General features: G+C 62.5%; 20 protein-coding genes. 6 read left to right on the top strand and 14 right to left on the bottom strand.

Annotated features, from left to right (window positions below):
• Position 1: 1 nt before the first annotated feature.
• From JIN81_RS09545 to rtcR, 5 genes are all read right to left on the bottom strand, one after another.
• Positions 2–1,273 carry a tetratricopeptide repeat protein gene (locus tag JIN81_RS09545; RefSeq protein ID WP_200278716.1) on the bottom strand — a complete coding sequence of 424 codons (1,272 nt, stop codon included), beginning with the start codon at positions 1,271–1,273 and terminating at the stop codon, positions 2–4.
• A complete protein-coding gene (locus JIN81_RS09550) occupies positions 1,270–2,640 on the bottom strand; it encodes an ATP-binding protein (protein ID WP_200278717.1) in 1,371 nt (456 codons plus the stop codon). Before JIN81_RS09550 ends, JIN81_RS09545 begins: the two co-directional genes overlap by 4 nt.
• Positions 2,641–2,725: 85 nt before the next feature.
• The gene (locus tag JIN81_RS09555; protein ID WP_200278718.1) at positions 2,726–3,724 is read right to left on the bottom strand and encodes a hypothetical protein; all 999 of its coding nucleotides are present in this window, start codon (positions 3,722–3,724) and stop codon (positions 2,726–2,728) included.
• Positions 3,687–4,895, bottom strand: coding sequence for a radical SAM/SPASM domain-containing protein (locus JIN81_RS09560; RefSeq protein ID WP_200278719.1), 1,209 nt, complete (start codon positions 4,893–4,895; stop codon positions 3,687–3,689). Before JIN81_RS09560 ends, JIN81_RS09555 begins: the two co-directional genes overlap by 38 nt.
• 143 nt (positions 4,896–5,038) lie before the next feature.
• Positions 5,039–6,646, bottom strand: coding sequence for an RNA repair transcriptional activator RtcR (rtcR, locus tag JIN81_RS09565; protein ID WP_200278720.1), 1,608 nt, complete (start codon positions 6,644–6,646; stop codon positions 5,039–5,041).
• A gap of 285 nt (positions 6,647–6,931) precedes the next feature.
• On the opposite strand from rtcR, the gene JIN81_RS09570 reads away from it, so the two are divergent.
• From JIN81_RS09570 to rtcA, 3 genes are all read left to right on the top strand, one after another.
• Positions 6,932–8,509 (top strand): vWA domain-containing protein, encoded by a 1,578-nt coding sequence (locus tag JIN81_RS09570; RefSeq protein WP_200278721.1) that lies wholly within the window; start codon positions 6,932–6,934, stop codon positions 8,507–8,509.
• A gap of 515 nt (positions 8,510–9,024) precedes the next feature.
• A complete protein-coding gene (locus JIN81_RS09575; RefSeq protein WP_200278722.1) occupies positions 9,025–10,509 on the top strand; it encodes an RtcB family protein in 1,485 nt (494 codons plus the stop codon).
• 81 nt (positions 10,510–10,590) lie between these two features.
• Positions 10,591–11,607, top strand: coding sequence for an RNA 3'-terminal phosphate cyclase (rtcA, locus tag JIN81_RS09580; RefSeq protein WP_200278723.1), 1,017 nt, complete (start codon positions 10,591–10,593; stop codon positions 11,605–11,607).
• Positions 11,608–11,632: 25 nt separating this feature from the next.
• Here the strand turns inward: rtcA and JIN81_RS09585 are convergent, their stop codons facing one another.
• The 7 genes from JIN81_RS09585 to JIN81_RS09615 form a co-directional block, all read right to left on the bottom strand.
• The gene (locus JIN81_RS09585; RefSeq protein WP_200278724.1) at positions 11,633–12,742 is read right to left on the bottom strand and encodes a type IV pilus twitching motility protein PilT; all 1,110 of its coding nucleotides are present in this window, start codon (positions 12,740–12,742) and stop codon (positions 11,633–11,635) included.
• Between the two features lie 30 nt (positions 12,743–12,772).
• A complete protein-coding gene (locus JIN81_RS09590; RefSeq protein ID WP_200278725.1) occupies positions 12,773–13,855 on the bottom strand; it encodes a type IV pilus twitching motility protein PilT in 1,083 nt (360 codons plus the stop codon).
• Positions 13,856–13,882: 27 nt separating this feature from the next.
• A complete protein-coding gene (locus JIN81_RS09595; protein WP_200278726.1) occupies positions 13,883–14,260 on the bottom strand; it encodes a hypothetical protein in 378 nt (125 codons plus the stop codon).
• Complete coding sequence (locus JIN81_RS09600) at positions 14,215–14,571, bottom strand: phage holin family protein (protein WP_200278727.1); 357 nt, start codon at positions 14,569–14,571, stop codon at positions 14,215–14,217. Before JIN81_RS09600 ends, JIN81_RS09595 begins: the two co-directional genes overlap by 46 nt.
• Before the next feature lie 141 nt (positions 14,572–14,712).
• On the bottom strand, positions 14,713–15,120 hold the full coding sequence (locus JIN81_RS09605; RefSeq protein WP_200278728.1) for an ElaB/YgaM/YqjD family protein: 408 nt from the start codon (positions 15,118–15,120) through the stop codon (positions 14,713–14,715).
• 111 nt (positions 15,121–15,231) lie between these two features.
• Positions 15,232–17,790 carry an AsmA-like C-terminal region-containing protein gene (locus JIN81_RS19460; RefSeq protein WP_200278729.1) on the bottom strand — a complete coding sequence of 853 codons (2,559 nt, stop codon included), beginning with the start codon at positions 17,788–17,790 and terminating at the stop codon, positions 15,232–15,234.
• A gap of 68 nt (positions 17,791–17,858) precedes the next feature.
• Positions 17,859–18,431: a CD225/dispanin family protein gene (locus tag JIN81_RS09615; RefSeq protein ID WP_200278730.1), complete on the bottom strand. Its 573-nt coding sequence runs from the start codon at positions 18,429–18,431 to the stop codon at positions 17,859–17,861.
• 135 nt (positions 18,432–18,566) lie between these two features.
• Here JIN81_RS09615 and JIN81_RS09620 point away from each other — a divergent pair, with 135 nt between their 5' ends.
• On the top strand, positions 18,567–20,333 hold the full coding sequence (locus tag JIN81_RS09620; protein ID WP_200278731.1) for an Hsp70 family protein: 1,767 nt from the start codon (positions 18,567–18,569) through the stop codon (positions 20,331–20,333).
• A gap of 274 nt (positions 20,334–20,607) precedes the next feature.
• Positions 20,608–20,883, top strand: a complete 276-nt coding sequence (locus tag JIN81_RS09625; RefSeq protein ID WP_234044644.1) for an RNA recognition motif domain-containing protein — start codon at positions 20,608–20,610, stop codon at positions 20,881–20,883.
• Positions 20,884–21,036: 153 nt separating this feature from the next.
• Here the strand turns inward: JIN81_RS09625 and JIN81_RS09630 are convergent, their stop codons facing one another.
• Complete coding sequence (locus JIN81_RS09630; RefSeq protein WP_200278733.1) at positions 21,037–22,158, bottom strand: acyl-CoA desaturase; 1,122 nt, start codon at positions 22,156–22,158, stop codon at positions 21,037–21,039.
• 111 nt (positions 22,159–22,269) lie between these two features.
• On the bottom strand, positions 22,270–22,728 hold the full coding sequence (locus JIN81_RS09635) for a bifunctional nuclease family protein (RefSeq protein WP_200278734.1): 459 nt from the start codon (positions 22,726–22,728) through the stop codon (positions 22,270–22,272).
• Between the two features lie 144 nt (positions 22,729–22,872).
• Here JIN81_RS09635 and recJ point away from each other — a divergent pair, with 144 nt between their 5' ends.
• On the top strand, positions 22,873–24,570 hold the full coding sequence (gene recJ, locus JIN81_RS09640; protein WP_200278820.1) for a single-stranded-DNA-specific exonuclease RecJ: 1,698 nt from the start codon (positions 22,873–22,875) through the stop codon (positions 24,568–24,570).
• The last annotated feature ends 45 nt before the right edge of the window (positions 24,571–24,615 follow it).

Here is a 24,615-nt window from a genome sequence, read left to right on the forward strand (position 1 = left end):
TCTAGGACTCGGATTTCCGCAGCGAGGGGATCATGCCGAGCCATGAGGTGCCGACCACGGCGAGGATGACGAAGGTCATGAGTTTGCCGCCTGTCGCGTTGAACACCGAGTCGGAACCCGGTGGTGCGAGTTGGAACTGGGAGGCGATGGCGCAGGTCACGACGGCCAGGGTCACGGCGATGAAGATCTTCTGACCGAGCGCGGAAACTTCACCGAAGATGAGGCTGGCCGGAATGGCGGCCCCCATCAACGCCATGCCGAGGAAGGTCACATGGAGTGGGAAGAACAACGCGCCCACCACCAGAACGGCCAGTCCACCGAAGAAAAAACCACCGACCGTGAGGCCGTCGAGTTTCTCACGCTGGTTGAGTGTGAGTCGGGCGAGGGGGTCCTTGAGTAGCAGGAAGTTTCCCAGACCGCTGGCCAGCCAACCGCCGAACGCAAAGAGGAGGTAGCCGGCTATCAGGGGCACGGCAGCGAGCGGGTGCAGGGTTTGCAGAAGCACGACGCCGAAGCGGTAGCCCAGATAGATGCCGATGATGATCAGCCACTGGTTCTTTTCGCTGTAGCGCTGGAGAAAGAAGCACCACTTGAGGAACAGGCGGTAAACGGGGGAGCGGGCCTTGTAGGCCTCCCGCAGTCCGAGTCGGGCGTGCTCCATCTCGGGGTTCAGACGAAGCGCTTCGCGGAAGAGTTCCTGGGCCTTGTCCTGGTCGCCGCGGTTCAACGCGGTCCACCCGGCGGTGGCGAAGGTCCACGGGTCCTCGGGGTCGCGTTCGAGGTGCCGCGAGATGTTGACCTCCGCTTCATCAAAGCGCTGCTGCATGCGCAGGATCATCGACAGCAGGTTCGAAGCGCTCTGGAGATCGGGGTCGAGTTCGAGTGCCTTGTTCGCGGACTCCTCGGCATCGGTTAGAAGACGGAGTCCGCATTGTGCATTGCCGCGGTAGAACCATGCGGGCGCGAACTCGGGATCGAGGGCGATCGCCTTGTCGGCGGCGGCGAGGGCGTCTTTGAAACGGTCAAGACCGTGCAGAATGCCGGAGCGGATGGCGTGGAGACCGGGGTGGATCGGATTGAGCGAGATGGCGCGGTCGATGGCATCGAGCGCATCCTGCAGGGATCCACTCTGTTCATAGTAGCAAAGCGCCAGCTCCAGGTAGCCCTGATAGTCGTCGGGCTGCTGGGACAGATACTGACGGGCTGCGGCGATCGCTTCCTCGTAGCGTCGCCGTTCGCGCAGGATGCGCGCGTGATCGAGGCCGCTGCTCATTTCTTGAGCCCGAGGTAGGTCAGGACGTCGTCGTAGAAGCCGCTCTGGTTGGCATAGAGGGCGTAGTTCTTGGCGCTCTCGAACCACTTCCGGGTTGATGGTTTCACCTGCTTGGCGGCCTTTTCGAGCATCTTGCCGGTGATGGGCACGACGGAGCCCTTCTTCATGGCTTCATTCAGGGCCGCCTCGGTGGCCTGATCGAAGACAGCGCGGAGGTCGGCACCTGAGAACCCCTCGGTGCGCTTGGCGATCGAGGCGGGGTCAAAGCCGACCAGGGGCTTCTCCCGCCCATGGATGCCTGCGATTTCAGCGCGCGCCTCGCGGTCCGGCGGCGGCACGAAGATCAGTCGGTCAAAGCGTCCGGGACGCATGAAGGCACCGTCGACGTGCCAGGGTGCGTTGGTGGCACCAAGGACGAGCACGCCGTCATTCTCGGCCTGGGCGCCATCGAGTTCGGCGAGGAATTGGTTGATGATGCCGCGGCCGGCGGATTGGCGCATGTCGCGCCGATCAGCGGCGAGGGCATCGATCTCATCAAAGAACAGGACCGAGGGTGCGGCTTTGCGCGCGAGTTCGAAGATCTTGTGCAGCTTCGACTCGCTCTCGCCGATGTACATGTCGAGCACCTGGTGGAGACCGACGCTGAAAAACGATGCGTTGATTTCTCCGGCAGTGGCCCGGGCGAGCAGGGTCTTGCCGCATCCGGGCGGGCCGTAGAGCAGCACGCCGCCGCCCGCTTTCTTGCCATAGGAAGCGAAGAGCTCGGGGTTCTTCAGCGGGTGGATGATCTTCATGCGGATGTCGTCCTTCACCGCTTCCATGCCGCCGACGTCGTCGAAGCGGACGTCCGATTTGACACGGAATTCCAGGTCCAGTTCGCGTGCCGCGACGGCATCCATGCCTTCGAACAGGTCTTCGTCCTCGTCGTCCAGTTCGACCGGACCGTGGGAGGTCATGGCGGTCTTTTTCTGTCCTCCCTTGGCGAGGATTCCGTTGAGGAGCTCCTGATCAGCGAGACCGGGGTTGAGTTCGATCGCGCGATCGTAGTGTTTGCGGGCGGATGGCCCGTCGCCTTCCTCGAGCACCAGCCGGGCAAGCAGCAGCCATGCTTCGGCAAGATCGGGTTGGCTGTCACACAGGGCTTCGAGGCGAACGATGGCTTGGGAACTTTCGCCACTCAGGTCGAGCAGGCGGGCCATGCCGACTTGTGCCGCTCCATGATCGGGTTCGAGCGCGAGCACGCGTTCGAGGTAGCCCTTCGCGTCTTCGAGCTCGAACTGGTCCTCGTGGCCTTGGGCGACCATGAGGAGCAGCGGGATGTTGTCGGGCGATGCCTCGAGGGCGATCTTCAAGGCATTCAGATCCATGGCTGGTAGGAAAGCGCCTTGCGCGGGTCAATCAAGCCCGGACGCCGCGACCGGGTGGATTTCCGCGAGATGCCCGTCTGTGAGCTCAGTTCTGCAGTCCCTGACTGCGTGCCCATGAGAGGTAGTCGCTGACGGCTTCCTCCAGTTCCTTGAGTCCCTTGGCGGCGTGTTCCTTTTCGATCTTTTCGAGTGCGGCACGGCGCTCGTCCTCGTTCTCGATCTGCCTGGCCTTCATTTGCTTCTCGTGCAAATCCCGGTCCCATCCGTGGCTCGCGAAGCGGAGGTCGTAGCGATTGATCACGGCGATGAAGTCGTGCTCACCGTTCTTACGCTCTTCCAGTGCCTTCATTTCCTCGAGGGAGATGCGCTCATCGCCCTCCTCCGACTGGATCTCATCGAGGATCAGGGCGAGCGTTTCGGCCTTCCCTCGCACGCTCTTCCTGGCCATCGCTTCATCGATGGCCTTGGTGCGTTTTCCCTCGGGATCCATCCTTTTCAGCTGCCCGGCCAACCTTTCGAGTTGGGCGGAGCAGGCAGCGGGGTCCTGCGCCTCTTGTTTGATCAGATTCTTGATTTCCGCTTCGCCGAGCTTCGGGGTGCTCCAATCGATGATGGCATCTCGGCGGTCGAGGCTTTCCCAATCGCCCCAGACGTAGCCGACGCGGGCGCCCGGGTCGTAGCCGGAGGTGGTGAATACGACGTCGCCCTTTCGGTACTGCTCGCCTTGCTTCAGTTCGTATCCGGCTTCGCGGAAGACGCGCTCGATGACCTGACGGGCCAGGTCTTCGGAGATGTATGACGGCATGCCGGTGCCAAAGGGACTGGAACGGTAGGGTAGTCCGTTCTTTGCGATCGTCAGTGGGTTCTCGAGGCCATTTGCCTCGGGTGGCTCGGCGCCGACCCATGAGCAGAGCAGGGACGAAGCGCCAAAGGTGGTGACCCATGTGCGGAAGCGCGACGAAAAGGGGTAGGGGTGCGCCAGCAGGACGGCGGGATCGAAGTCCTCGCTGGTCGGGTAGCCGGGCCGGCGATAGCGCCGGACGGGTTCAACTTTCAGTGGTGGCTGCGTGCGTGGTTCGCTCATGGTCCCTTTGGGTTCGTTCTTCGATGACGAGGTTCTCGACGAAATCGAGCACCGGGTAGCTCGGGTTGTAGTGGCGGTGGATGAAGTGCGCATTGCGCTTCTTGAACAATTCCGTGGCGATCCGGTCGGCGATCGGGATCAGCATTTGTTCGTAGTGGCAGAGGGCCGGGCTGGCGAGGTCGAGTCGGCCGGTGCTGGTCCAGTTGATGCAGGCGCACCATTTGCTGCAGCGTCCGGACAACGAACAATCGCCGCATTCGGACTTGTCGCCTTTTGCCTGTTGGTGAAGCGAGAGGCGGGAGGTTTCATCGAACCCTGTGAGGATGTCGCCGATCCGGTATTGCGAGTCGCCGACGTCGTCGCCAACGAACTGAACGCAGGGATACAAGCGGCCTGAAGGGGCGATGGAGAATTCCCGAAGACCGAAGGAGCAGGCGCACTGCGTCTCATTCGAACGGATATGCGATTGAATGCGGGAGTCGAAGCAACTGACGAAGACCTTGCGTCCGTCGCGATGCCAGCGGACGTAGGTTTCCGCCAGGCGGTTCAGGGATTTTTCCAGCCGGGCCATCGATGCTGCGGACCAGTCTGCCGAGAAGTCGAGAGCGATGGAGATGTAGGAAAATCCCTGGCGGACGAGCCAACCGACCGATTGATCCAAGCGGTCGGCCACCGCCGGGGTCACAACGGTGGTGACATTCATGCACGGGTTCCACTCCAGCCACTCGGGGATCATCTGTGCGAGTTGGTCCGCGTAAGGGCGGCCATTGGGCGTCGGTCGCTGCTGCTCCTGGGTTGCGGGATCGCCATCGAGGCTGACGGAGACATACACCTTGCGCTTCGCCAGGGCGCGCCGGGTCGTTTCGTTGAGCAGAAGCCCGTTGGTGCTCAGTTTGAAGGAAAGTCGGAGACCTTCGGCGCGCTCGAGAAACTGGTCGGCGACATCGCACAGCTGCTGGAGCCGCATCAAGGGCTCGCCGCCGAAGAAGACGATCTCGAGATGATCGGCTTGCTGGTGGCGTGCTTCTGCGAGTGAAAAGTCGACCGCCTTGGTGGCGACCTCGTCGGTCATGTGCCGTCCGACCTTGGCGCCTGTGTAGCAATACGGGCAGCGCAGGTTGCAATCGTGGGTCAGATGGAAGGTGACCGAGAGTTTTCGCGAAGAGGACATCGGGAGATCTCACATGGTGCGCAAGCCGCGGCATGCTGGCGATGCATTTTGTGTGAAGAACACATCGGGAACGGACCGGCCGCCCGATTCCTGAGGCTTCATTCTGACAAAACCGCCACCCCCTCGATTTGTCGGACGCGGAATCAGGGCTGCAGCGCCGTAAAATCGAGGTCCCACTTGGCGAGATACTTCTTCAGGCGATCGGCGTCGTTGGTGACCTTGCGCTTCTTGCGCGTGGCGGCGAACAGCTCGCGCCCTGCTTCGGACAGCGACTTGGAGCGCTGGCAGACGGCGACGACGTGGGCGAGTTGGACGCGGTCAAAGGGGTCGATCTCCTCGAGTTGGGCGGCGCCGATGAACCGCGCGAGGTCGGCCTGCTCCGAGTGCTGGGGCGTGCTGGGGCGGTACCAACTTTCACGCAGCCGGATCACTTCTTCGTCGACGTCCTCACGGCGGATTCGCCCCCGTGGAGCGAGGGTGGCCATGCGGGTGACGGCGGCGTTCAGATCACGGAAATTTCCGAGCCACGGGGTGTCGGGAGCTTCGGCGAACTTGAGGAAATGCTCGCGGGCCTCCTTGTTGAACGAGATCGCCCTGTTGTCGCTTTCGGTGAAGCGGCGCAGTTCGTAGTCAAGATTGGGCGCGATGTCCTCGCGGCGCTCCTTCAGGGCTGGAAGAGAGAAGGTCCACAGGTGGATCCTCGCCAGCAGGTCTTCGCGGAAGCGTCCCTCGGCGACTTCGTCGCGCAGATCCCGGTTGGTGCCGGCGATGAGTTGGAAGTTGCTCTTCACCGGAGCATCCGCGCCGACGGGGAGGAAGGTCTTCTCTTCCAGCGCGTGGAGCAGTTTGGCTTGCTCGTCGAGTCCCAGCTCTCCGATTTCATCGAGGAAAAGCAGTCCCTTGTGGGCTTGTCGGAGGAGCCCGGGGCGGTCGGATTGGGCTCCGGTGAAGGCACCCCGCCGGTGGCCGAACAAGGCGGATGCCGCCGTATCTCCGGTCAGGGTGGCACAGTTCACCTCGACGAATTCCCCGTCGAGTCCGCCGCGTTGGTGCCTGAGTTGATAGATGCGTCGTGCAAGGTGGCTCTTGCCCGCGCCCGTGGGCCCGGTCAGGAGCATCGGAGCCTTCGAGCGCAGGGCGACCTGCTCGATTCGTTCGATCAGGCGGTTGAAGTTCGCGGAGCGCGTGGCGATGCCGCTCTTCAGAAAATCGGTGGTTTCCTCAAGGTCCCGGGCAAAGCGGGTACTAAGGTCGTCGTATTTCGAGAGATCGAGGTCGATCAGCGAGTAGCGCCCGGGAGCTCCCAAATCCTTGCGACGCTGCCCACGTGGGGGTGCGGTCTGAATCAGGCGACCCGGTAGGAACCCCGCTTCATTCAGAAGGAAGAGGGAGATCTGTGCGATGTGTGTGCCTGTGGTGATGTGGATGAGGTAGTCGACCTTCTCGCGGTCGAACTCGTAGCCCCGGGCCCAATCGTGGAGCGCCCCATAGACGTCGGCCAGATCCCACGGGTCGCGGCCGAAACGGACTTCATGGGTGTGGACTTCGGTCTCCGGTGACACCAGGCGGATGTCCTCCACCACCTTCTGAGCCAAAGCATGGGAAGAGGGGTCGTGGAGCAGTTCGAAGCGATCGATGAGGAGATCCTCGTGCTGAAAGAGCGATACGCTGGGGCGCCACTTGTCCCACCGCTCCGCCGAGCTCCCGCGGTCGAGAGTGGTCCCCAGAAGGCCAATGGCGGTGCGTTTCATCTGCTGCGTCGATGGGATTTGGGGCTTCCCTATGCCATGGCATGGGATTCCTGGGCGAGCTGAAGCTCGCGGTCCGATTGAAGTTGAATGAAGGATAAAAAACTATTCAAAAAGATAAATACCTCAGTTTTACGGATCTGTATTGTCGTGGTTTGGTGAATTCTGGTTTGTTGTAAGTGACTCTTTATCAGTGGAAAGTGGTGTATTTGATTCATCAGAAGAGGGTCTTGGCACGGAGCTTGCCATAAGGGGATTCGTCCGACGAGACCAGCGGACACCCCAATCATGGCAAACAAGAACCTCTTCCGATCCCTCCGTGGGGCGCTCGCTCCTCAAGCGACGACCCGCAACCGTGCCGGTGGTCCCGCTTATTCGCTTTCGGACCGGGCGACTCTGGCTCGGGTGGCAGCGACGGGATGCCTGACTCCCACTTTCTACGCCTCGGCGGAGAACCAGCTCGATCGGGTGCTCGAGCTGGCCGCCCGGGTGGACGTCGATTTCGTCGCCAAGACGGCGCTCTATGCACGTCGGCGCGGTCACATGAAGGACATGCCGGCGCTGCTTTGCGCGGTTCTGGCAGGTCGTGACCTCGAGCGCTTTGCCGAGGTCTTTCCCCAGGTCATCGACAACGGACGCATGCTCCGGACCTTCGTCCAGATTCTGCGTTCCGGGGTCACCGGGCGGAAGTCCCTCGGCTCGGCGCCCAAGCGTCAGGTCCGCCGCTGGCTCGAACGGGCCAGCGACCGGAAGCTGCTGCAGGCGTCGATCGGCAATGCCCCTTCGCTGGCTGACATCGTCAAGATGGTTCATCCGCGTCCGGACAGTGCCACCCGGGAAGCCTTCTATGGATGGCTCCTGGGGCGTCCATACGATGCGGCTGCCCTGCCCGGCTTGGTGCGTGAGTTCGAAGCATGGAAGAAGGACCAGACGGGAGAAGTCCCCGAGGTTCCCTTCCAGATGCTGACCGCTATGGATCTGCAGCCACGGGAATGGACCGCGATCGCCGGTGCCGCGAGCTGGCAGCAGACGCGGATGAACCTGAACGCCTTCGCTCGTCACGGCGTCTTCCGTTTCGGCGGGATGGCCGACATGATCGCCGATCGTCTTCGTCATCCCGAGTTGATCCGTCGGTCGCGGGTCCTTCCCTACCAGTTGATGGTTGCCTATCTGAATGCTTCGGATCAGGTGCCGGAGAAGGTGCGGGAGGCTCTGCAGGACGCGATGGAGATCGCTCTCCAGAATGTGCCGAAGATCGATGGTTCAGTAGTCGTGTGTCCGGACGTGTCCGGGTCCATGCAATGGCCGGTCACCGGGTGGCAAAGGAGCGCGAGCTCGGCAGTCCGCTGTGTGGATGTCGCCGGTCTTGTGGCTGCCGCGCTGCTTCGCGACAACCGATCTGCCCGGGTTCTGCCCTTCGAGTTCGATGTCGTGGACGCCCGCTTGAACCCGCGTGACTCGGTCATGACGAATGCCCACAAGCTCACGCAGGTGGGTGGCGGGGGAACCAACTGTTCGGCACCCTTGCGGCAACTCAACCGCGAAGGCGCTGCGCCGGACCTCGTCATCTACGTCTCGGACAACGAGTCCTGGGTCGACGCCCAGCGAGGTGGTCGGGCAACCGCCGTCATGGCCGAATGGGAGAAGCTCAAGCAGCGGAACCCGCGGGCCAGGATGGTCTGCATCGACATCGTGCCGAACGCGACCACCCAGGCTCCCGACCGAGCGGACATCCTCAACGTTGGCGGCTTCAGTGACGCGGTCTTCGAGATCATCGGTTCCTTTGCGAAGGGTGGCAACGCCACGGACCACTGGATCCGGGAGATCGATCAGGAAACCCTCAACCCACGAATCAAAATCGCATGAAAAGATCGGCCAGCACTGCGGATGCAGAGCCTGACTACATCGTCTATGGAACGCCCATGTCAGGTCCAACTTCTTGCCGCGGTGCTGGCCACCCTTGCCGAATGCAGGTGGGACTCCACTTGATTCCGGAGACGGAGTGGAATCACTCGCCGGAGAGCACGTCTCATCGCCCAACTTGTCGGCACTCTATATCTCAACCCGCGAATGCAGACAGGATTCCATTCGGATCGCAGGATCCCCGGTTCGAGTCCGGCACCTCATCGAGGTGAATGCCCTTGGGTGAGGGCAAATCCACATCTTGTCGACTCCCTTGTCGCGGACTTCTCATCCTAACCCACTTTCGCGGCGAATGCCGATGGAACTACATCATTACTAATGACCAGGTCGCCGGTTCGAATCCGGCTCGGGCCACCATCGACGGCCCGGTAGCTCAGTGGTAGAGCGGGAAACTTGTTTCATCACCTTTGTCGCCGCGATCCTTTTCCTTACTTCAATCATCACTTCTTATCCTCACCATGAACACCATCCACAAAACTGACGAAGCTGTCGGATTCATCCCGCTCCCCGGAGACAAGGGAAAGCCCATCACCGTGATCGGGAATGACTACATCCGTAGTACGTTCGACGAGATGTGCCTGCAGCAGGTCGTGAACTCGCGCATGGCTCCCGGGGTCACCGACGCCATTCTCAACCCCGACGGACACGTCGGATACGGCGCACCAATCGGATGCGTGATGGTGTCGCCGACGCACATCTATCCCGGCCCTGTCGGGGTCGATATCAAGTGCTCGATGTCCCTCCTCCAGATGGATATCCCCGAGGATGTGATCGAGGATAAGCGAACCCGCCGTGCCCTGATCAACGCCATCACCGAGCGGACTCCGACCGGTGCGGGACGTGGACAGCGCAGCGTGCCCAAGGGACGCCGCGTCGATCAGAAGCTCGGAGCCCGGGCGGTCACCGAAGGAGTTTCGGAGGCTGTCTGTGAAGCGCTCGGAATTCCGCCCGAATGGGCGGAGTGCTGCGAGGACTCGGCCCACGTCGGTCACGACGGAAGCCGGGATGCCCTCGAGTCGCGACTCGAGTGGATTCTTGAAACCAAGCGGATCCGGAATTTCGGCGACAAGATGGGTCAACTCGGATCCTACGGAGGGGGCAACCACTTCGGAGAGTGCGAGATCACCCGCGTCCAGGACCGTCCATCGATGCGTGAGACCTCGAAGTCATTCGGCTTGAAGGACGGTCACGTGTCGTTTCTGAGCCACTGCGGATCGCGAGGGTTTGGAAACCTGTTGGCACAGCATCAGTTCAAGGATCTCGAGCGCAAGTTCGAGACCTGGAGCACGCCGTACCCTGCAGGTGACAAGAAGCTCGTCTACGCGCCGCTTGGAACTCCCGAGGCCAATGCCTATTTGGATGACATGGCGCTGGGTGCGAACTTCGCGACCGTCAACCACATGCTGATCAATGCTTTGGTCCTCGAGGCCTTCCAGGAGGTCCTCCCCGGCACAACGGGAGAGCTCGTGTATTTCATTTCCCATAACATCGCCCGTGAGGAGATCGTCGATGGGAAGAAATCATGGGTTCACCGGAAGGGCGCGACGCGTGCCGTGCCCGCCGGGCACTTCTCGCTGGCTGGAACCCGCTTCGCAGAAACGGGGCATCCCATCCTGCTCCCTGGAAACCCTCGTGACGGCTCGGTCGTCATGGTGGCCCGGGGTGGGGCCGAGCGCACGGCGTGGTCGGTCAATCACGGAGCCGGTCGACAGCTTGGACGTCGAAACGCGTTCCGAACCCTCGACCAAAAGGCGGTGGACGCGGAGTTCGATACTTCGGACATCCTCTTCAACGGGCGGAAGTATCCGCTCGACGAAGCGCCCGATGCCTACAAGAACTTCCCTGAAGTTCTCCACAGTGTCGAAGCTGCCGGCCTGGCCGAAACCGTGGCGAAGCTGCAGGCGCGCTTCGTCGTCAAGGACTCGGCGGAGGCGGATGACTGAAGCTCGCCCTCCAACATTCGTGAATTCGAACGGGACATCGTCATTCATTGGCGGTGACGATGTCCTCAGACTCTTTCCAACATGGCAAAATTGATTCAACTCGATGGAGGTTCCGGCGGTGGCCAGATGCTGCGCACAGCGCTGAGTCTGTCCATGGTGACGGGGCAGCCGTTCCGCATGACCGGGATCCGGGGCAAGCGCCGCAAGCCGGGGTTGATGCGCCAGCATCTCACTTGTGTGCGGGCGGCCTGTGAGATTTCAGGTGGCACCGCAGACGGTGCGGAAATCGGTTCGACCGAACTGGTCTTCCGTGCTGGTGAGGTGAAGCCGGGTTCCTATCAGTTCGCCGTTGGCACGGCGGGGAGCACTTCCCTGCTGCTGCAGACCTTGTTGCCCGCGCTGTGGTCGTGTGGTGGCGAGAGTTCGCTCAGGTTGGAGGGGGGAACACTCAATCCAATGGCGCCTCCGTTCGAGTATCTCGACGCGGTCTTCCTCCCTGCAATGGCGAGGATGGGGGCGGTTGCGGAGGTGAGGCTGGTGGAAACCGGCTTTGCTCCTGCGGGGGGTGGGATGATCGAGTGCAATGTGAAGCCTTGCAGTGGCTTCACTGAGATCGATTGGTCCGACCGGGGCGAGCTCGTCTCGAAATCGATCCGGGTACCGGTGCGCGAGCTTCCCTTATCGATCGCGGGGCGGATCCTCGATTCCGCCCTGGCGGCCTATCCCTGTGAGGATGCGGTGGTCGAGTCGCGGGAACCCGGACCGGGTCGTGGTGTCGCTTGCCTGGTATCGGCGGAATTCGAGAAAGCGTGCGAGATGGGAGTCTCGTTTGGTCAACATGGGATCAGCGCCGAGCGGGTCGGCAAGCAGGCTGCCAAGCTGATGAACAATTTCATCGGCAGTGGGGTGGCGGTGGGTCTCCACCTCGCAGACCAATTGCTTCTGCCCATGGCGCTCGCGGGCTGCGGACGATTCACGACGATCCGGCCCGACTCCCATGTGCCGACGAATATCTCGGTGATCGAGAAATTCCTGCCGGTGAAGTTCGGGTTGTCCGAGGAGGACAAACGCTGGGAGATCGCCGTCACTTCGGGGTGACGGCGGCGGGCGATCCCGCGATGGCTCAGTGCTCGAGCGGGTTCTCGCCGGAGGCATCGCCTAGGTGGGCGAGGGCGGCGGGCAGGAACTTCTTGAAGCGGGTTTTGTCGATCGCCTTCATGTAGGCTTCCTGCGGGGAAATCATGCCTTCCTGGAGTTTGCTCCAGATGGACTCATCCATGAACTGCATGCCTTCGCCCTTACCGCCGGTGATGACGTCGTAGAGCTTCTGGGTGGCACCTTCCCGGATGATGGCCTGGACGGCTGGGGTGGCGAACATGATCTCGTGCACGGCGACCCGGCCGGGGCGGTCGGTGCGTTTGCACAGAAGCTGGGCGAGCACGCCGCGAAGCGAGGCCGCGAGCATGGTGCGGACCTGCGACTGCTGGTCGGCGGGGAACACGTCGATGATCCGGTCAACGGTTTTGCGCGCGTTGTTCGTGTGCAGGGTGCCGAAGACGAGCAGGCCGGTTTCGGCGGCGGTGAGGGCGAGCGAGATGGTCTCGAGGTCACGCATCTCACCGACGAGGACGATGTCGGCATCCTCACGGAGGGCGGCGCGCAGGCCGTCGGCGAAGGATGGCGTCTGGATCGGCACCTCACGCTGGGTGATGATGGATTGTTTGTTCCGGTGCACGAACTCGATGGGCTCTTCCACGGTGATGATGTGGCGGCTGTAGTTCGTGTTGATGTAGTCGAGCAGGGCGGCGAGGGTCGTCGACTTGCCGGAGCCGGTCGGCCCGGTGACCAGGATGAGGCCGGAGCGGATGTGGCCGAAGCGCTTGACCACTTCCGGCACGCCGAGGGACTCGAGCGACATGATCTCGGTGGGGATCAGCCGGAACACGGCGGCGAGGCCGTTCTTCTGTTTGAGGTAGTTGCAGCGGAAGCGCGACTCCTCGTCCATCTCGTAGGCGAAGTCGAGGTCACCGGTTTCGAGGTAGATCTCGAAGGCCTTCGGATCACAGATCTCCTCGAGCATCCGGCGGATGGTGTCGTGATCGAGAACCGGTTCGTCCGGGATGGCGGTGACGGCACCGTGGACGCGGGTCTTCGGTGGCTCGGTTTCGGCGAGGTGGAGGTCGGAGCCCCCGCTTTCGACGAGGTATTGGAAAAGGCGGTCGATTTCGGCCATGACGCTGGAAGTGGGTTTGTTGAGGAGCGATCAGGATTGGAAGAAGGTCTGCATCTGGACCTTGTCTTCAGCGCGATAGAGGGCTTCCTCCTGAGTGATTTGCCCCTGGATGTAGAGCGTTCGAAGCGACTCATCCATGGTGATCATGCCGACGTTCTTACCGGTCTGCATGACGCCCGGGAGCATGAAGGTCTTGCCTTCCCGAATGCAGTTGGACACGGCGGCGGTATTGACGAGCAGTTCGAGGGCGAGGATGCGGCCGTTGCCGTCGGCCTTGGGGACGAGCTGCTGGGAAATCACACCGCGCAGTGATTCGGAGACCATGATGCGGATCTGGTCGCGCTGGTCGGTCGGGAACACGTCGAGAATCCGGTCGAGCGTCCGCGGCGCGTTGCCGGTGTGCAGGGTGCCGAGAACCAAGTGGCCGGTTTCCGCTGCGGTGAGGGCGAGCTGGATGGTCTCAAGGTCGCGCATTTCCCCGACCATGATGACATCGGGGTCTTCCCGCAGGGCTCCGCGAAGGGCCTTGGCGAAGGACTCGGTGTGGAGGTGGACCTCACGCTGGTTGACGTGGCAGCCTTGAGAGTCGAACACGTACTCGATCGGGTCTTCCAGGGTGAGGATGTGGTCCTCACGGTCCTTGTTGATGAAGTCGATGAGGGAGGCCAGGGTGGTGGACTTGCCCGAGCCGACGGCCCCGGTCACGAGGATGAGTCCGTTGTGGTAGCGGGTCAGCGGGACGAGGGAATCGATGGGCAGGTTGATCTGCTCCATCGTCTTGATCTCGGTGCTGATGATCCGGAAGACCATGTCGTAGCCGAGGCGCTGTTTGACGACCGAGGCACGGAATCGGCCCTCTTCGTTGGCGTAGGCGAAGTCGACATCCCCTTTTTCCTGGAGGCGGTTCCATTCACGATCTTCGAGGAATGAGCGGGCGAGCTTCTCGGTTTCATCCGCGGTCAGTGGTTCGTGATCATCCCAGATGGGCTGGAGTTGGCCGAACCGACGCCATGCGGGCGGGAAGGCTGTGGCGAGGTGAACGTCGGAACATTCATACTCCCGACCGAGTCGGAGATACTGGTCGACGTGATCTAGAACTTTGTGCTCAGCCATAGGGTTTCTCTTTATAGAGCCCGGAAATCACTTCTTGGGAAGAGGCAATCTTGCCTGTTTTGAATCGGCATGGTCCATGAAGCGCCGTTGTAATTCGCTTGTAATCACGCGGGTGAGGGTGGGCTTCAGGAAGGTGACCGCGGCGGTGAACAGCAATCCGAAGAGCTTCCCCTTCTTTTTCGTTTTCCTGGGTCGCCGGAACAGGCGGCTGGCGACCAGTCCGGCGCCGAGTGAGCCTCCGAACCAGAGCCATGGCTTGCCCATCACCGCTCCCTTGATGCGGGCGGGCACGTCGAGCTTGTGGCGGAGTTCGACGATGTGATCGCCGAGACCGTCTCTGGATGCCTCGAGCCGGCGGATCAGGGCTTCGACTTCGGCGGAGTGTTTTTCAGGCGCTGGAGCCATTCGCGGTCTTTGGCTAGTTCGTTGCGGGTCAGAGGAAAGCTGGAAGGGCCGGGTTGCCGGAGGCGCAGGATGGCCGCGACGGCGACCAGCAGGTGGGCCAGGGCGGCGAGCAGGGTGAGCCCGTACCATGGGATGGCGTCCTGGACATTTGCGATCAGTCCGATCAGTCCGGTGAGCAGGAGAATCCACGTGAGGCCGGCTCCTACCGCGATGATGGCGACGAGGACACCACGCTGGGCGGCATCCCGACCTGCCGCCTGAGCTTCCAGGCGGAAGAGTTCGAGCCGGGAGTCCACGAATTCGGCGGCCATTGCTTGCCACGTATCCGGCGATTTTTTCGCAGGTTCGGGTGGCGGATCAAAAGGGTCGCTCATCGTATCAGGGGACAAGGATACCGGGAGGTGGGATCACCTCCTTGCGTCGGGCAGGGTGCCGTTCGGTCACCAGCGCCATCAACGGCGGGCAATCAGGCCGATGAGGAAGCCGACCCCAAGTGCGCCAAGCACGGTCTTGGTAGGGTTCTGGCGAACGTAGTCCTCAGCGGTGATGTGGAGTTCCTTGGCCTTGTCGCGGGTCTGGTGCCACTGTTCGTCGGCTGCGCCGCGGATCTGGGTAGCGCGGACGGTGGCCACTTCCTTGAGGGCGATGGCCTTCTCGGTGGCTGCGTCGCGGAACTGTTGGGCACTTTCGACGGCGCGCTCCTTGGCGGCCTTGGCTTGCTCGGCGGTCTGGTTGGCCAGGTCTTTGGCCTTCTCTCCAGCGGCGTGGCGCAGGTCGTTGGCTGCCTGGGACACCGATGGGGAATCGGAGAATCCGGTTGCAGGATCGAGGGAGTCGGCTTTGGCAAAATCTTCAGACATGATCGTGTGGAGTTAGGTGTTGAGGAACAGAGCTTGGTAGCAGGAAAGTGACACTGAATGATGGGCGGTGCAAGGCATCACTCGGGGGAAACGGAGCTGTTTTTTGTAAGCTCATCGATTCCTCGGGGAAATCCTCGATCGATTGGATGATGGAGCTGCAGTGCCCTTGGGGGCGGGCGCTCGCCTCTCCGGCACGGCCCGGGCTTTCGGTGGTGTCAGCAGTTTTTCTTCCTGCGCAGGAGGGGGGGAGGTGAACATCACGTTCTGCCACTCCGGCTTCGACAGCGGACCCGTCCCACGGAACTGGAACAGCCCGTAGAAGGGCCTGAGTGGCAGGGTGATGATGCCAAGGAAGCCGCGCGCATTCATGCGGATGGTCATGTCGATTTCCTGCTCGGGGAGATCGGCCTTGCCGTCGCCCGTGAAGATGAGGGAGGGCGTGGTGGTGACGAAGTCTTCGGTCGAAACCACCCCGTTCTTGATGTCCATGCTGAAGAAGGCGGACTGCGCCTCCTGGAACCCTGCTTTCCGGTTGCCCAGCACGGCGGCAATCGCGGGTGACAGCGGCCCGAAGACAGGCACATCGAACAACTCGGATTCTTCAAGGGCAAGGTGACCCTGACCATTGAGGCCGGCGACGCCCCCTTGCAGGCTGAACTCGAGTCGGCCGGTGACCTTGCCGCTCGGTGTGCTGTCGAATTCGTAGGTCCGGCTGATCTCGGGCAGTGCGAGGTGGGTCCAGTCGATTTCGCCGCTGACTTTCTTGGAGCCATCGGTCGGCGCGGTGAGGTCGAGACGGACGAGGCCGCCGAATGCTCCCACGCTGGTGTCGCTGATCCTGATGCTCCCGGGAAGGATCCGGACCCGGCCTTCCGGAGCGGTCAGGGTCAGCTCACGATCGAGGAACTCATAGTCGATCGGGGCGGTGGAGTTGAAGCGGATGAGGAGATCCTGTTTCGGTTGCCCTTCCTTGATGCCGATCAGGCCCGCGGCGGAAAGGGTCGGAGTACTATGGAAGCCGTAGTCCTCGACCGAGTCGGCCACCGTGGGTGCGAAGGTGCGGAGGATCGGGGCGGGCCAGGCGGTTCCCTCGAGGTTCTCGATGGCGATGGTACTGGCGGGTCGGTCGTAGCGGATGAGCCCGACCTCGATCCGGCCGCTGTCCGGCCCGTCGTGACGTTTCCTCAGGGGGTAGTCCTTGTAGTCGAATTCGACTTCGCCCTGGCTGAAGTCGAGGCGGTCCCGGGTGAGATCCAGGTCGACGCGGGCGAACTTCGCCGGCACGCCGCGGTAGCTGATTTCCCGTGCCTCGAAGTTCCCCATGAATTCCCAGTCCGTTTTGTCCTTCGGGTTGGCGCGGCCCGAGAAGGTTCCCTGGACTTCGGTCTGCTCGGTTGAGGAGAAGTCCGCGAGGATCCGGGCGAGCGGTTTCAGCTTGGAGATGCTCTTCTGGACGAAGGGGACGGAAAGGTTGCCGCTTCCCTGATAGAGCACGGATTCGGGGGTGATGAATGCTCGTCCGGTCACACTCCGCGGGCCTTCAAACAGGGTGAAGTCCTCGAGCAGAAGGCGCGGGCCGTCCCAGGAAAACGAGGTTTTCACGCGATCGGCCGAGTAGTTGAGAAGGGAGGGTTCATGGAGGTCGACGAGGCCCATCATCTGGATTTCCCAGCCGTCCGGTCCATCGCCGAAGTTTCCCTTCACATCGACCACGGGGGGGCGCCCGAAGGTGGGCATGACGTCGGGGAGTGGCAGCCGGAGCTTGGTCAGGATTTCGGTCAGATCGAGGTTCGAGTGCAGCTCGAAATCGCCCTGCATCTCGGCGAGGTCCATCTCGGCCTTGCCGTTCAGGCGGCCATCGGTGGCGTCGATGTCGGCGCGGTGGATGACGAGCGTGCGGTTGCGCATTTCCGCCTGGATCTCGAGCCTTTTGATTTCCAGTTCGCGGCTGCGGATGTCGTTGGCGCTCATCGTCGCGCTGGCGCGGAAGCTGCCGGGATTCTCGAAGTCGCCGGAGATGTCGGCGCGGATGCGGGGGGCTGACTTGGGGTCGAGCTCGAAGCTGTCGAGGGTATCGACGATGCTGCTGAGGATGCGGCGGCGTTCGGCGCGTGCCTGCTGGGCTGCCTCGGGGTCGTAGTCCGAGCCACCCCGGTAGAGAAGAAGGTTGCCATTGATGGCCAGTCGGAGCCCGCCCACTGAGCCGCTGGCGCCGGTGATGGTCAGCCGGCGGTTGGCGGAGAATTCCATCCGGCCCTTGAGCTCGGTGATGTCGAGGGTCTTGGTTTCCGGGTCGGTGGCGTCGACGGGAAGCGACACGCTGGCTCCGGACAGGTCGAGTCGGTCGATCCGGAATTCGCCGCGGGTGAGCTTGGTGCGGTCGACGTCGAGCAGCAGCGAGTGGAAACGCCCGAGGATCCGCTCACGGGACTCATCGGTGAAGACGGTGACCTCTCCGGCTTCGATGCCGCGGAGTGGGAGGTAGCGCAGGCTGGCCACGTCGGCGTGCACGCCTTGGCGCGACAGGGCCTGCTCGATGCCGTTGCGCCAGCTGTTGGGCAGGCCGGTATGATTGGCCCACCACAGGGTGACCGCGGCGGCCACTGCGAGGAGGAAACCCAGCAGGGCGAAGGCGGTGCGAACTCGGTGGATGACGCGGATTCTCCTCACGCTCGTGACATCATGCCGCAGCGAGCCCGGCAATCAATCCGGAAGGTGCAGGAGGGGTCGGGGCCAGCTCACGGCACGGTCGATTCGACCGGCACGGCCATGACATTCAGCACGATGGAAATGATGATGAGCAGAAGGCCGATGCCGGCGGAGAGGTTGACCCAGAGTTTGGCGGAATTCGATGCCGCGCGGGCGGCGGCGAGGTCTCCTGATTGCTTCAGGCCGTCGACCTTCGCGGCGTATACGATGGCGACGATGCCGAAGGGAAGGCAGCAGAGCAGGGTGGTGACGATGGATTGCCACATGTAGGTCGGCAGCGCCTTGTCCGGAGTGGGGTCCGCGGTGGTGCTGACGGAGCTTCCGGGGGACTGGTAGGGCGAGGGGGCCGCTGGCTGGGGCGGAGCGGATGCCGGAGCGGGTGCTGACGCAGGGGCCTCGGTGGCCACCGCTTCGGCCGGCGCGGCGGCGGTGGGCTCGACCGGGGCGAACGCGCTGATGCTGGATATCGGCTGCCAATCGTTCATGCCCTCGTGCCAGGCGAGTTCGCTGGTCTTGACGAGGCCGCTGCCGATCTTGGCCTTGAGTTCGCTTTCGGAAATCGGGCCCTCTTGTTTGCCGTTGTTCGAGTAAAACCACTCCATGTCACCGGGGGGAATAGCGTGTTCCAACAGAAGTGTCACTGGAATTGGTCCGCGACTTGGCGGGGCGCCGGGTGTCCGGGTGATTCGAAGGATTGGGCATTGAGGACCGGCCGGAGGCGGACGATGGTGGCGCGGATGAGCGAGGTGATTCTTGGAATTGATTTGGGCACGACGCATTCGGCGGTCGGCGTGGTGGAATCCGGATTTCCGATCCTGCTCGCCAATGAATCGGGCAAGCGGATCATGCCGAGTGCGGTGTGGTTCGGTGAGGATGAGGTCGAGGTGGGGGAGAAGGCGCTTCGTCGGCGTGGCGTGGATCCGGTGGTGACCAGCGTGAAGCGGCTGATGGGTCGCAAGCTCCACGAGGTGGAGGACTTTCCGCTCGAATGCACGCGGGGTGAAGGGGGAGGAGTGCGTGTGCTGGGCCGCAGCCCGGAGGAGGTGAGCGCCGAGATCCTGCGTGAGCTGAAACGGATTGCCGAGTGGCGGCTCGAAACCGAGGTGCATAAGGCGGTGATTACGGTGCCGGCGTATTTCAATGAGGGGCAGCGGGCGGCAACGAAGCGGGCGGGCGAGCTGGCGGGGCTGGAAGTGGTGAGGATCATCAATGAGCCGACCGCTGCAGCACTGGCCTACGGGCTGGACCGGCTCGACGACCGGTCGCGGGTGGCGGTGTATGATTTCGGCGGCGGGACCTTCGATCTCTCGATCCTCGAGATGCAGGACGGGGTGTTCCAGGTGCTGTCGACGCATGGGGACACCCGACTGGGCGGCGATGACCTCGATGTGGCCCTGTGGCAGTGGGTGGCTGAGAAGTGTGGGCTTCCAGCCGAGCCGGGACCGCGGGAGCTGGCTGAGGCCGAGCGGGTGAAGCGGGCGCTGTCGGATCGCTCCGAGGAGGTGTTTCGCCTGCCCTTTGCCGAATCCGGCAATGTCGAACTGGCGGTGAGCCGTGAGGATTTCGAACGGATTGCGGCGCCGATCCTGGAGCGCACGATGGCTTGCTGCAAGCGGGCGCTGTCGGATGCGGATCTGACGGTGGAGGAACTGGACGCGGTGGTGCTGGTCGGAGGGAGCACCCGGATTCCGGCGGTGCGTGACCGGGTGGAGCGTTTGTTCGGTCGGTCACCGGATCTTTCGCAGCATCCGGACGAGGCGATCGCACTGGGTGCGACGATCCAGGCGGGTGTCATGAGTGGTGCGATGCGCCAGGTGGTGCTGTTGGATGTCACGCCGCTGAGCCTTGGCATCGAGACTTTTGGTGGACTGATGAACGTCCTGATCCCGCGCAACACGACCATTCCCTGCAAGGCGGGCGAGATGTTCACCAACGCGGTGGCAGGTCAGCGGTCGATGAAGATCCGCGTGCTGCAGGGGGAGCGGGAGATGGCTCGGGACAATTGGCCGCTGGGGGACTTCGAGGTGGCTTTCGAGACCGCGGAAAAGGGCAGGGCCCGGGTGGGGGTGCAGTTCCGGATCGATGAAAGCGGCCTGCTCGAGGTGCTGGCCCGTGACGTGGCGACCGGCGTGGATACGGTGGTCGAGATCGACAGTGCGGCGGTCGATGTGGACGACGACCGGGTCGAGCAAATGGTGAGTGAGTCCGTGGAGCATGCCTTCGACGACATGGCGGAGCGGATTTTCACCGAAGCCCGCCTCAAGGCTGAGGAACTGCTCAAGGCGGTGGATGCGGTCATGGCGCAGGGGGATGGACTGGTGACGGACGAGGAGGCGGCGGAGATTCGGCGGCTGTCTGCGTCGGTCGAGGAGGCGATGGAGAAGGGGGAGCCCAACCCGCTCAAGGCGGCGGTGCAGGCCCTCGACCAGGCGACGGAGGGGGTCGCGGCCCGCTTGGTGGAAAAGGCGATGGAGGAGTCGCTGATGAAGAAGCTCGGGGATTGAGGCGGCGGTGTGGGACTGGGGGGCGTACGGGCTGCAGCCCTTGTAGATTGGTCGGATTTCGTGGGATTGCCGCGGATTTTGGCCGTCTTCCGGGTGAATCTCTTTTTCGGATTTCCTTGCAACTGCTGGTCAGTGCTATAGGCGGCTGTTTCGGTTCGCGCGTTGACAGGGTCATGGCGTGGAAGGCTGCCGGGGAGTTTTCAAACTTCGCGGGGGTCTGAAACCCGATTCCCGGGTACGGCCAAGGCTCATGCTGCGAACCACCAGAAAAGATATGAAAATGTATGTAGGAAACCTCTCGTGGGATTCGACGAGTGAAGATCTCAAGGAATTGTTTTCGCAGTATGGAGAAGTGAGTGACGTGTACGTTCCCACCGATCGTGACTCCGGTCGTCCACGTGGCTTTGCCTTCGTGACGATGGGTTCGAAGGAAGCCATGGAAGCTGCAGTCAAGGGTGTGGATGGAACGGAATTCCAAGGCCGCGACCTGCGGGTGAACGAAGCCCGTCCTCGTGAAGACCGCGGTGGCGGTGGCGGATACCGCAACTGATCGCCAGCGATTCAGAAACTTTTTCCAAGGCGGCACCCGGTTTCGGGAGCCGCCTTTTTCGTGTCCCTGCCTGAGCCGGCTGGAGATCCGGGCACGAAAAAGCGCGCCGGGCATGAAGCCGGGCGCGCTTGGGAAATGGTCGACCTGACGGGATCAGGCGGAGGCTGGGATGCGTGCGCGGCGGATCTCGGCGAGGTGGGCGAGGATCTCACGGGTTTCGCTGCTCCAGCGCTCGAGGGCTTTGCGGGAAAGCTCCACGCGGTCGGCGATGGCGGTTTCCAGCTCTCCGTAGCTGGTGGAAAGACGGTCCAGCAGTTCCTGCAGGGCCTCGGTGGCCGATTCGCGCCATGCGTGGTCTTCGGACTCCGCCACGCGTGCCAGCTCGGCTTCGGTGCGGCGGCGTGCCTCGGTGATTTCCGCGAGGAGAACCTTGCTGTTCGGGACGCGGCGGAGGTTGCTTGCGAGGCCCACCTTGGAAAGGCACCAGATGGTCCACTTGGTGGGATCCCAGTTCCACGCCTTCACGCCGTTGCGGTAGTCGTGTTGGAACTCGTGGTGGTAGTTGTGGTAGCCCTCACCAAAGGTGAAGAGGGACATCAGGAAGCTGTCACGAGCGCTGCAGCGGGTCGAGTAGGGCTGGCGGCCGATCGTGTGGCAGAGCGAGTTGATGAAGAAGGTGCACTGCTGGACGCAGAAGACACGCAGGGCGCCAACGATGAGGAAACCTCCGAGGGCTCCGACCGGGCCGTTCCAGAGGTAGCCGAGCGCGGTGGGAAGGATCAGGCCGACGAGCACGGCGATCAGCTTGTCCCAGCGGTGTTGCCACATGACCAGCTTGTCCTTTCGGAGGTCGGCGACGTTGTCGAGCGGTGGCTCGGGCAGCGTCTTGAAGAGGATCCAACCGATGTGGGCCCAGAAGAATCCCTTCGAGATGTCGTAAGGGTCGTCGTCGTGGTCCGTGTGCTTGTGGTGGCGGCGGTGATCCGAGCACCAGTTCAGCGCGGAGTTCTCAAAGGCGCAGGCGCCAAAAATCAGGGTGAAGAAGCGAACGGGCCACTTGGCCTTGAAGGACAGGTGGGAGAAGAGGCGGTGGTAGCCGAGCGTGATGCTCATGCCTGTGGAGATCGCGTAGAAGGCGAAAAGGCCGGCAAGAAACGGGTCGAAGCCGTTTTTCCAGATGTAAATGGGGGCCGCGATGACTGCTGTCAGGCTGATGACAAGCAGGAAGACCGTGTTGACCCAATCGACGCGATTAGTGGGGAAAGGAACTTTCATAGGTTTGAACCGCGAGATGCCTAGTCGCTCCCGCTCTTGTGGTCAACCTTAGTCCGACTTGTTCGAGGAGGACAGAGCCAAGACGGAATTGTGCCGGAAAACCGTAAAAACTCACTCATTCCCCGGTGCCATGCCTTTTCGGCGCATCTCCTCGAGGGTGTCGCTCCTGTCCGCCAGGCCTTCCCAGACTTCGGGAACCACGTAGATCGGAGCACCCACCCGGACGGCCAGCGCGATGCAATCGGATGGCCGCGCGTCCAGCTCGACGATTTTCCGGTCCATGATCTCGTTCTCCGCCTCCAAAATCAGGCGGGCATAGTAGATTTCGTCATCGACCTCGTGGATGACCGCCCGCGAAACCTTGGCGCCAAAACCCTCGAGGGTATGAACAAACAGGTCATGTGTCAGCGGGCGTGGCGGAGTCTGGCCGGCCAGCGCGGCATTGATGGAGGTGCCGATGGCCAGATCGATGTAGAAGACGATGGCCTTCTTTCCGTCACCGAGGAACACGGCGCAGCCTGCCGGGGTGGGCATCAGGGCGATGGGTTCGACTCGGACGAGATCAGACATGCCTTCAAGTTCGTATGAACCTGCCTCCCGCTCAAGGAGAGAGTTCCTGCCCACGTGGTCCGATGGCGTGTTTGGTGCTTGCATGGAGTTCCGGGCATGAGTGCTTGTGCCGGGCTTGAACTGGTCGATAGAGTCGCTGGACGAATGCAAGCCGGTGACCGACAATGGATCCTCAGAGGCGAGCCTTTTCATGCAGATGGAGAGAGCTCGGCCGCTGGATTTCCGGCGATCCTCGGTCATCTCATCGAGCAGCGTGGGTTGCCATCGGGGGATGACCTTGAAGGGTTCCTGCGGCCTCGCTTGAGAGACCTCGGCGATCCGTTCGAGATTGGCGAAATGGATCGGGCCGTGGAGCGGATTTTCAAGGCGATCGACGCGGGCGAGGAGGTCTGCATTTTCGGCGACTACGACGTGGATGGGGTGAGTTCGGTGGCGGTCATGCGCCGGATCCTCGAGGCCTACGGGCTGAATCCGCGGCACTTCATCCCGCGGCGGAGCAGTGAGGGATACGGGCTCAGCGATGCCGCGCTCAAGCGGGCGATGTCGGAAGGGCCCAAGCCGGATCTGATCATCACGGTGGACTGTGGGACGGTTTCGGTGGACGAGATCGCCGGGTTGCGCCAACGCGGGATCGACGTCGTGGTGGTGGATCACCATGAGCCCGGACCTGCCGGGCGCCCGGATGTGGCGGCGCTGGTGAATCCCAAGTTCGGAGGTGGTCCGGACTACCTGTGTGCCGCCGGGGTGTGCTTCAAGCTCGCCCATGCGCTGCTCAAGACGCGCCGCCTCGAGAACTTTGAGCTGAAGAGTCTGTTGGAGTTGGTCACGTTGGCGACCGTGGCGGACATCGTTCCGATGGTGGGGGAAAACCGCCTGATGGTCCGGCATGGGCTGAAACTCCTTCCCAATACCCTGAATCCCGGCCTGAAGGCGCTCCAGAAGGTGGCTGGCATGAATGGTCGGGTGAGTTCGATGGACATCGGTTTCCGCATCGGCCCGCGACTGAATGCAGCGGGTCGGATGGATGTGCCGGAGGACGCGCTGGGCATCCTGCTCACCAACTGTCGTCGTCGTGCGGATGAATTCGCCGGCAAGCTGGAGGATTACAACCGCCAGCGGCAGGCCCACGAGGCACAGATCCGGAAGGAGGCGCTCGAGATGTTGGACAAGGACTTCGATCTGGAGACGGATCCGGTGATCGTCCTCGGCTCGCGCGATTGGCATCCCGGCGTGGTCGGAATCGTGGCCTCGCGTTTGATGCGCCAGTATCACAAGCCGACCTTCATCGTGGCGATCGATGAGGACGGGATCGGCAAGGGGAGCGGCCGCAGCATCGAGGGGGTGTCACTGGTTGAGGCCATCCATGCTTCCAGTGATTTCCTTGAGGCAGGGGGTGGCCACGACATGGCTGCAGGGATTTCGGTGCGAGAGGACCAGATGGACGCTTTTCGCGATGCCTTCCGCCGCTACGTGCTCGAGCACTCGGACGAGTCGACGCGTCATCCGCGGATGTTCCTTGATGCCGAGATCGAACTGGACAGCCTGTCGCTCGAGTTCCTCCGCGACTACGAGCTGTTGCAGCCTTTCGGCAACGGGAACCCCCAACCGGTGTTTCTGGCCACGAAGGTGCATCTATGCCGACCGCCGATGCGCCTGAAGAACAACCATCTTCGGTTGCAACTGCGGCAAGGGTATCAGGAACACGACGCCGTGTTCTTCGGAGGCGGGGAGAATGACCTGCCCGACCCGCCGTGGGATGTGGCGTTCACCATCGACCGCAATCACTTCCGCGGGCGCACCTCCCTGCAGATCATCGTGCAAGACGTGAGGGCGGCTGAGTAGGCGGGAGGAAAGGTCCTCCCGCGCGACTCGTTTGATCTCGGGAGA

This window comes from Haloferula rosea (assembly GCF_016595525.1).
Lineage (GTDB): Bacteria > Verrucomicrobiota > Verrucomicrobiia > Verrucomicrobiales > Akkermansiaceae > Haloferula > Haloferula rosea.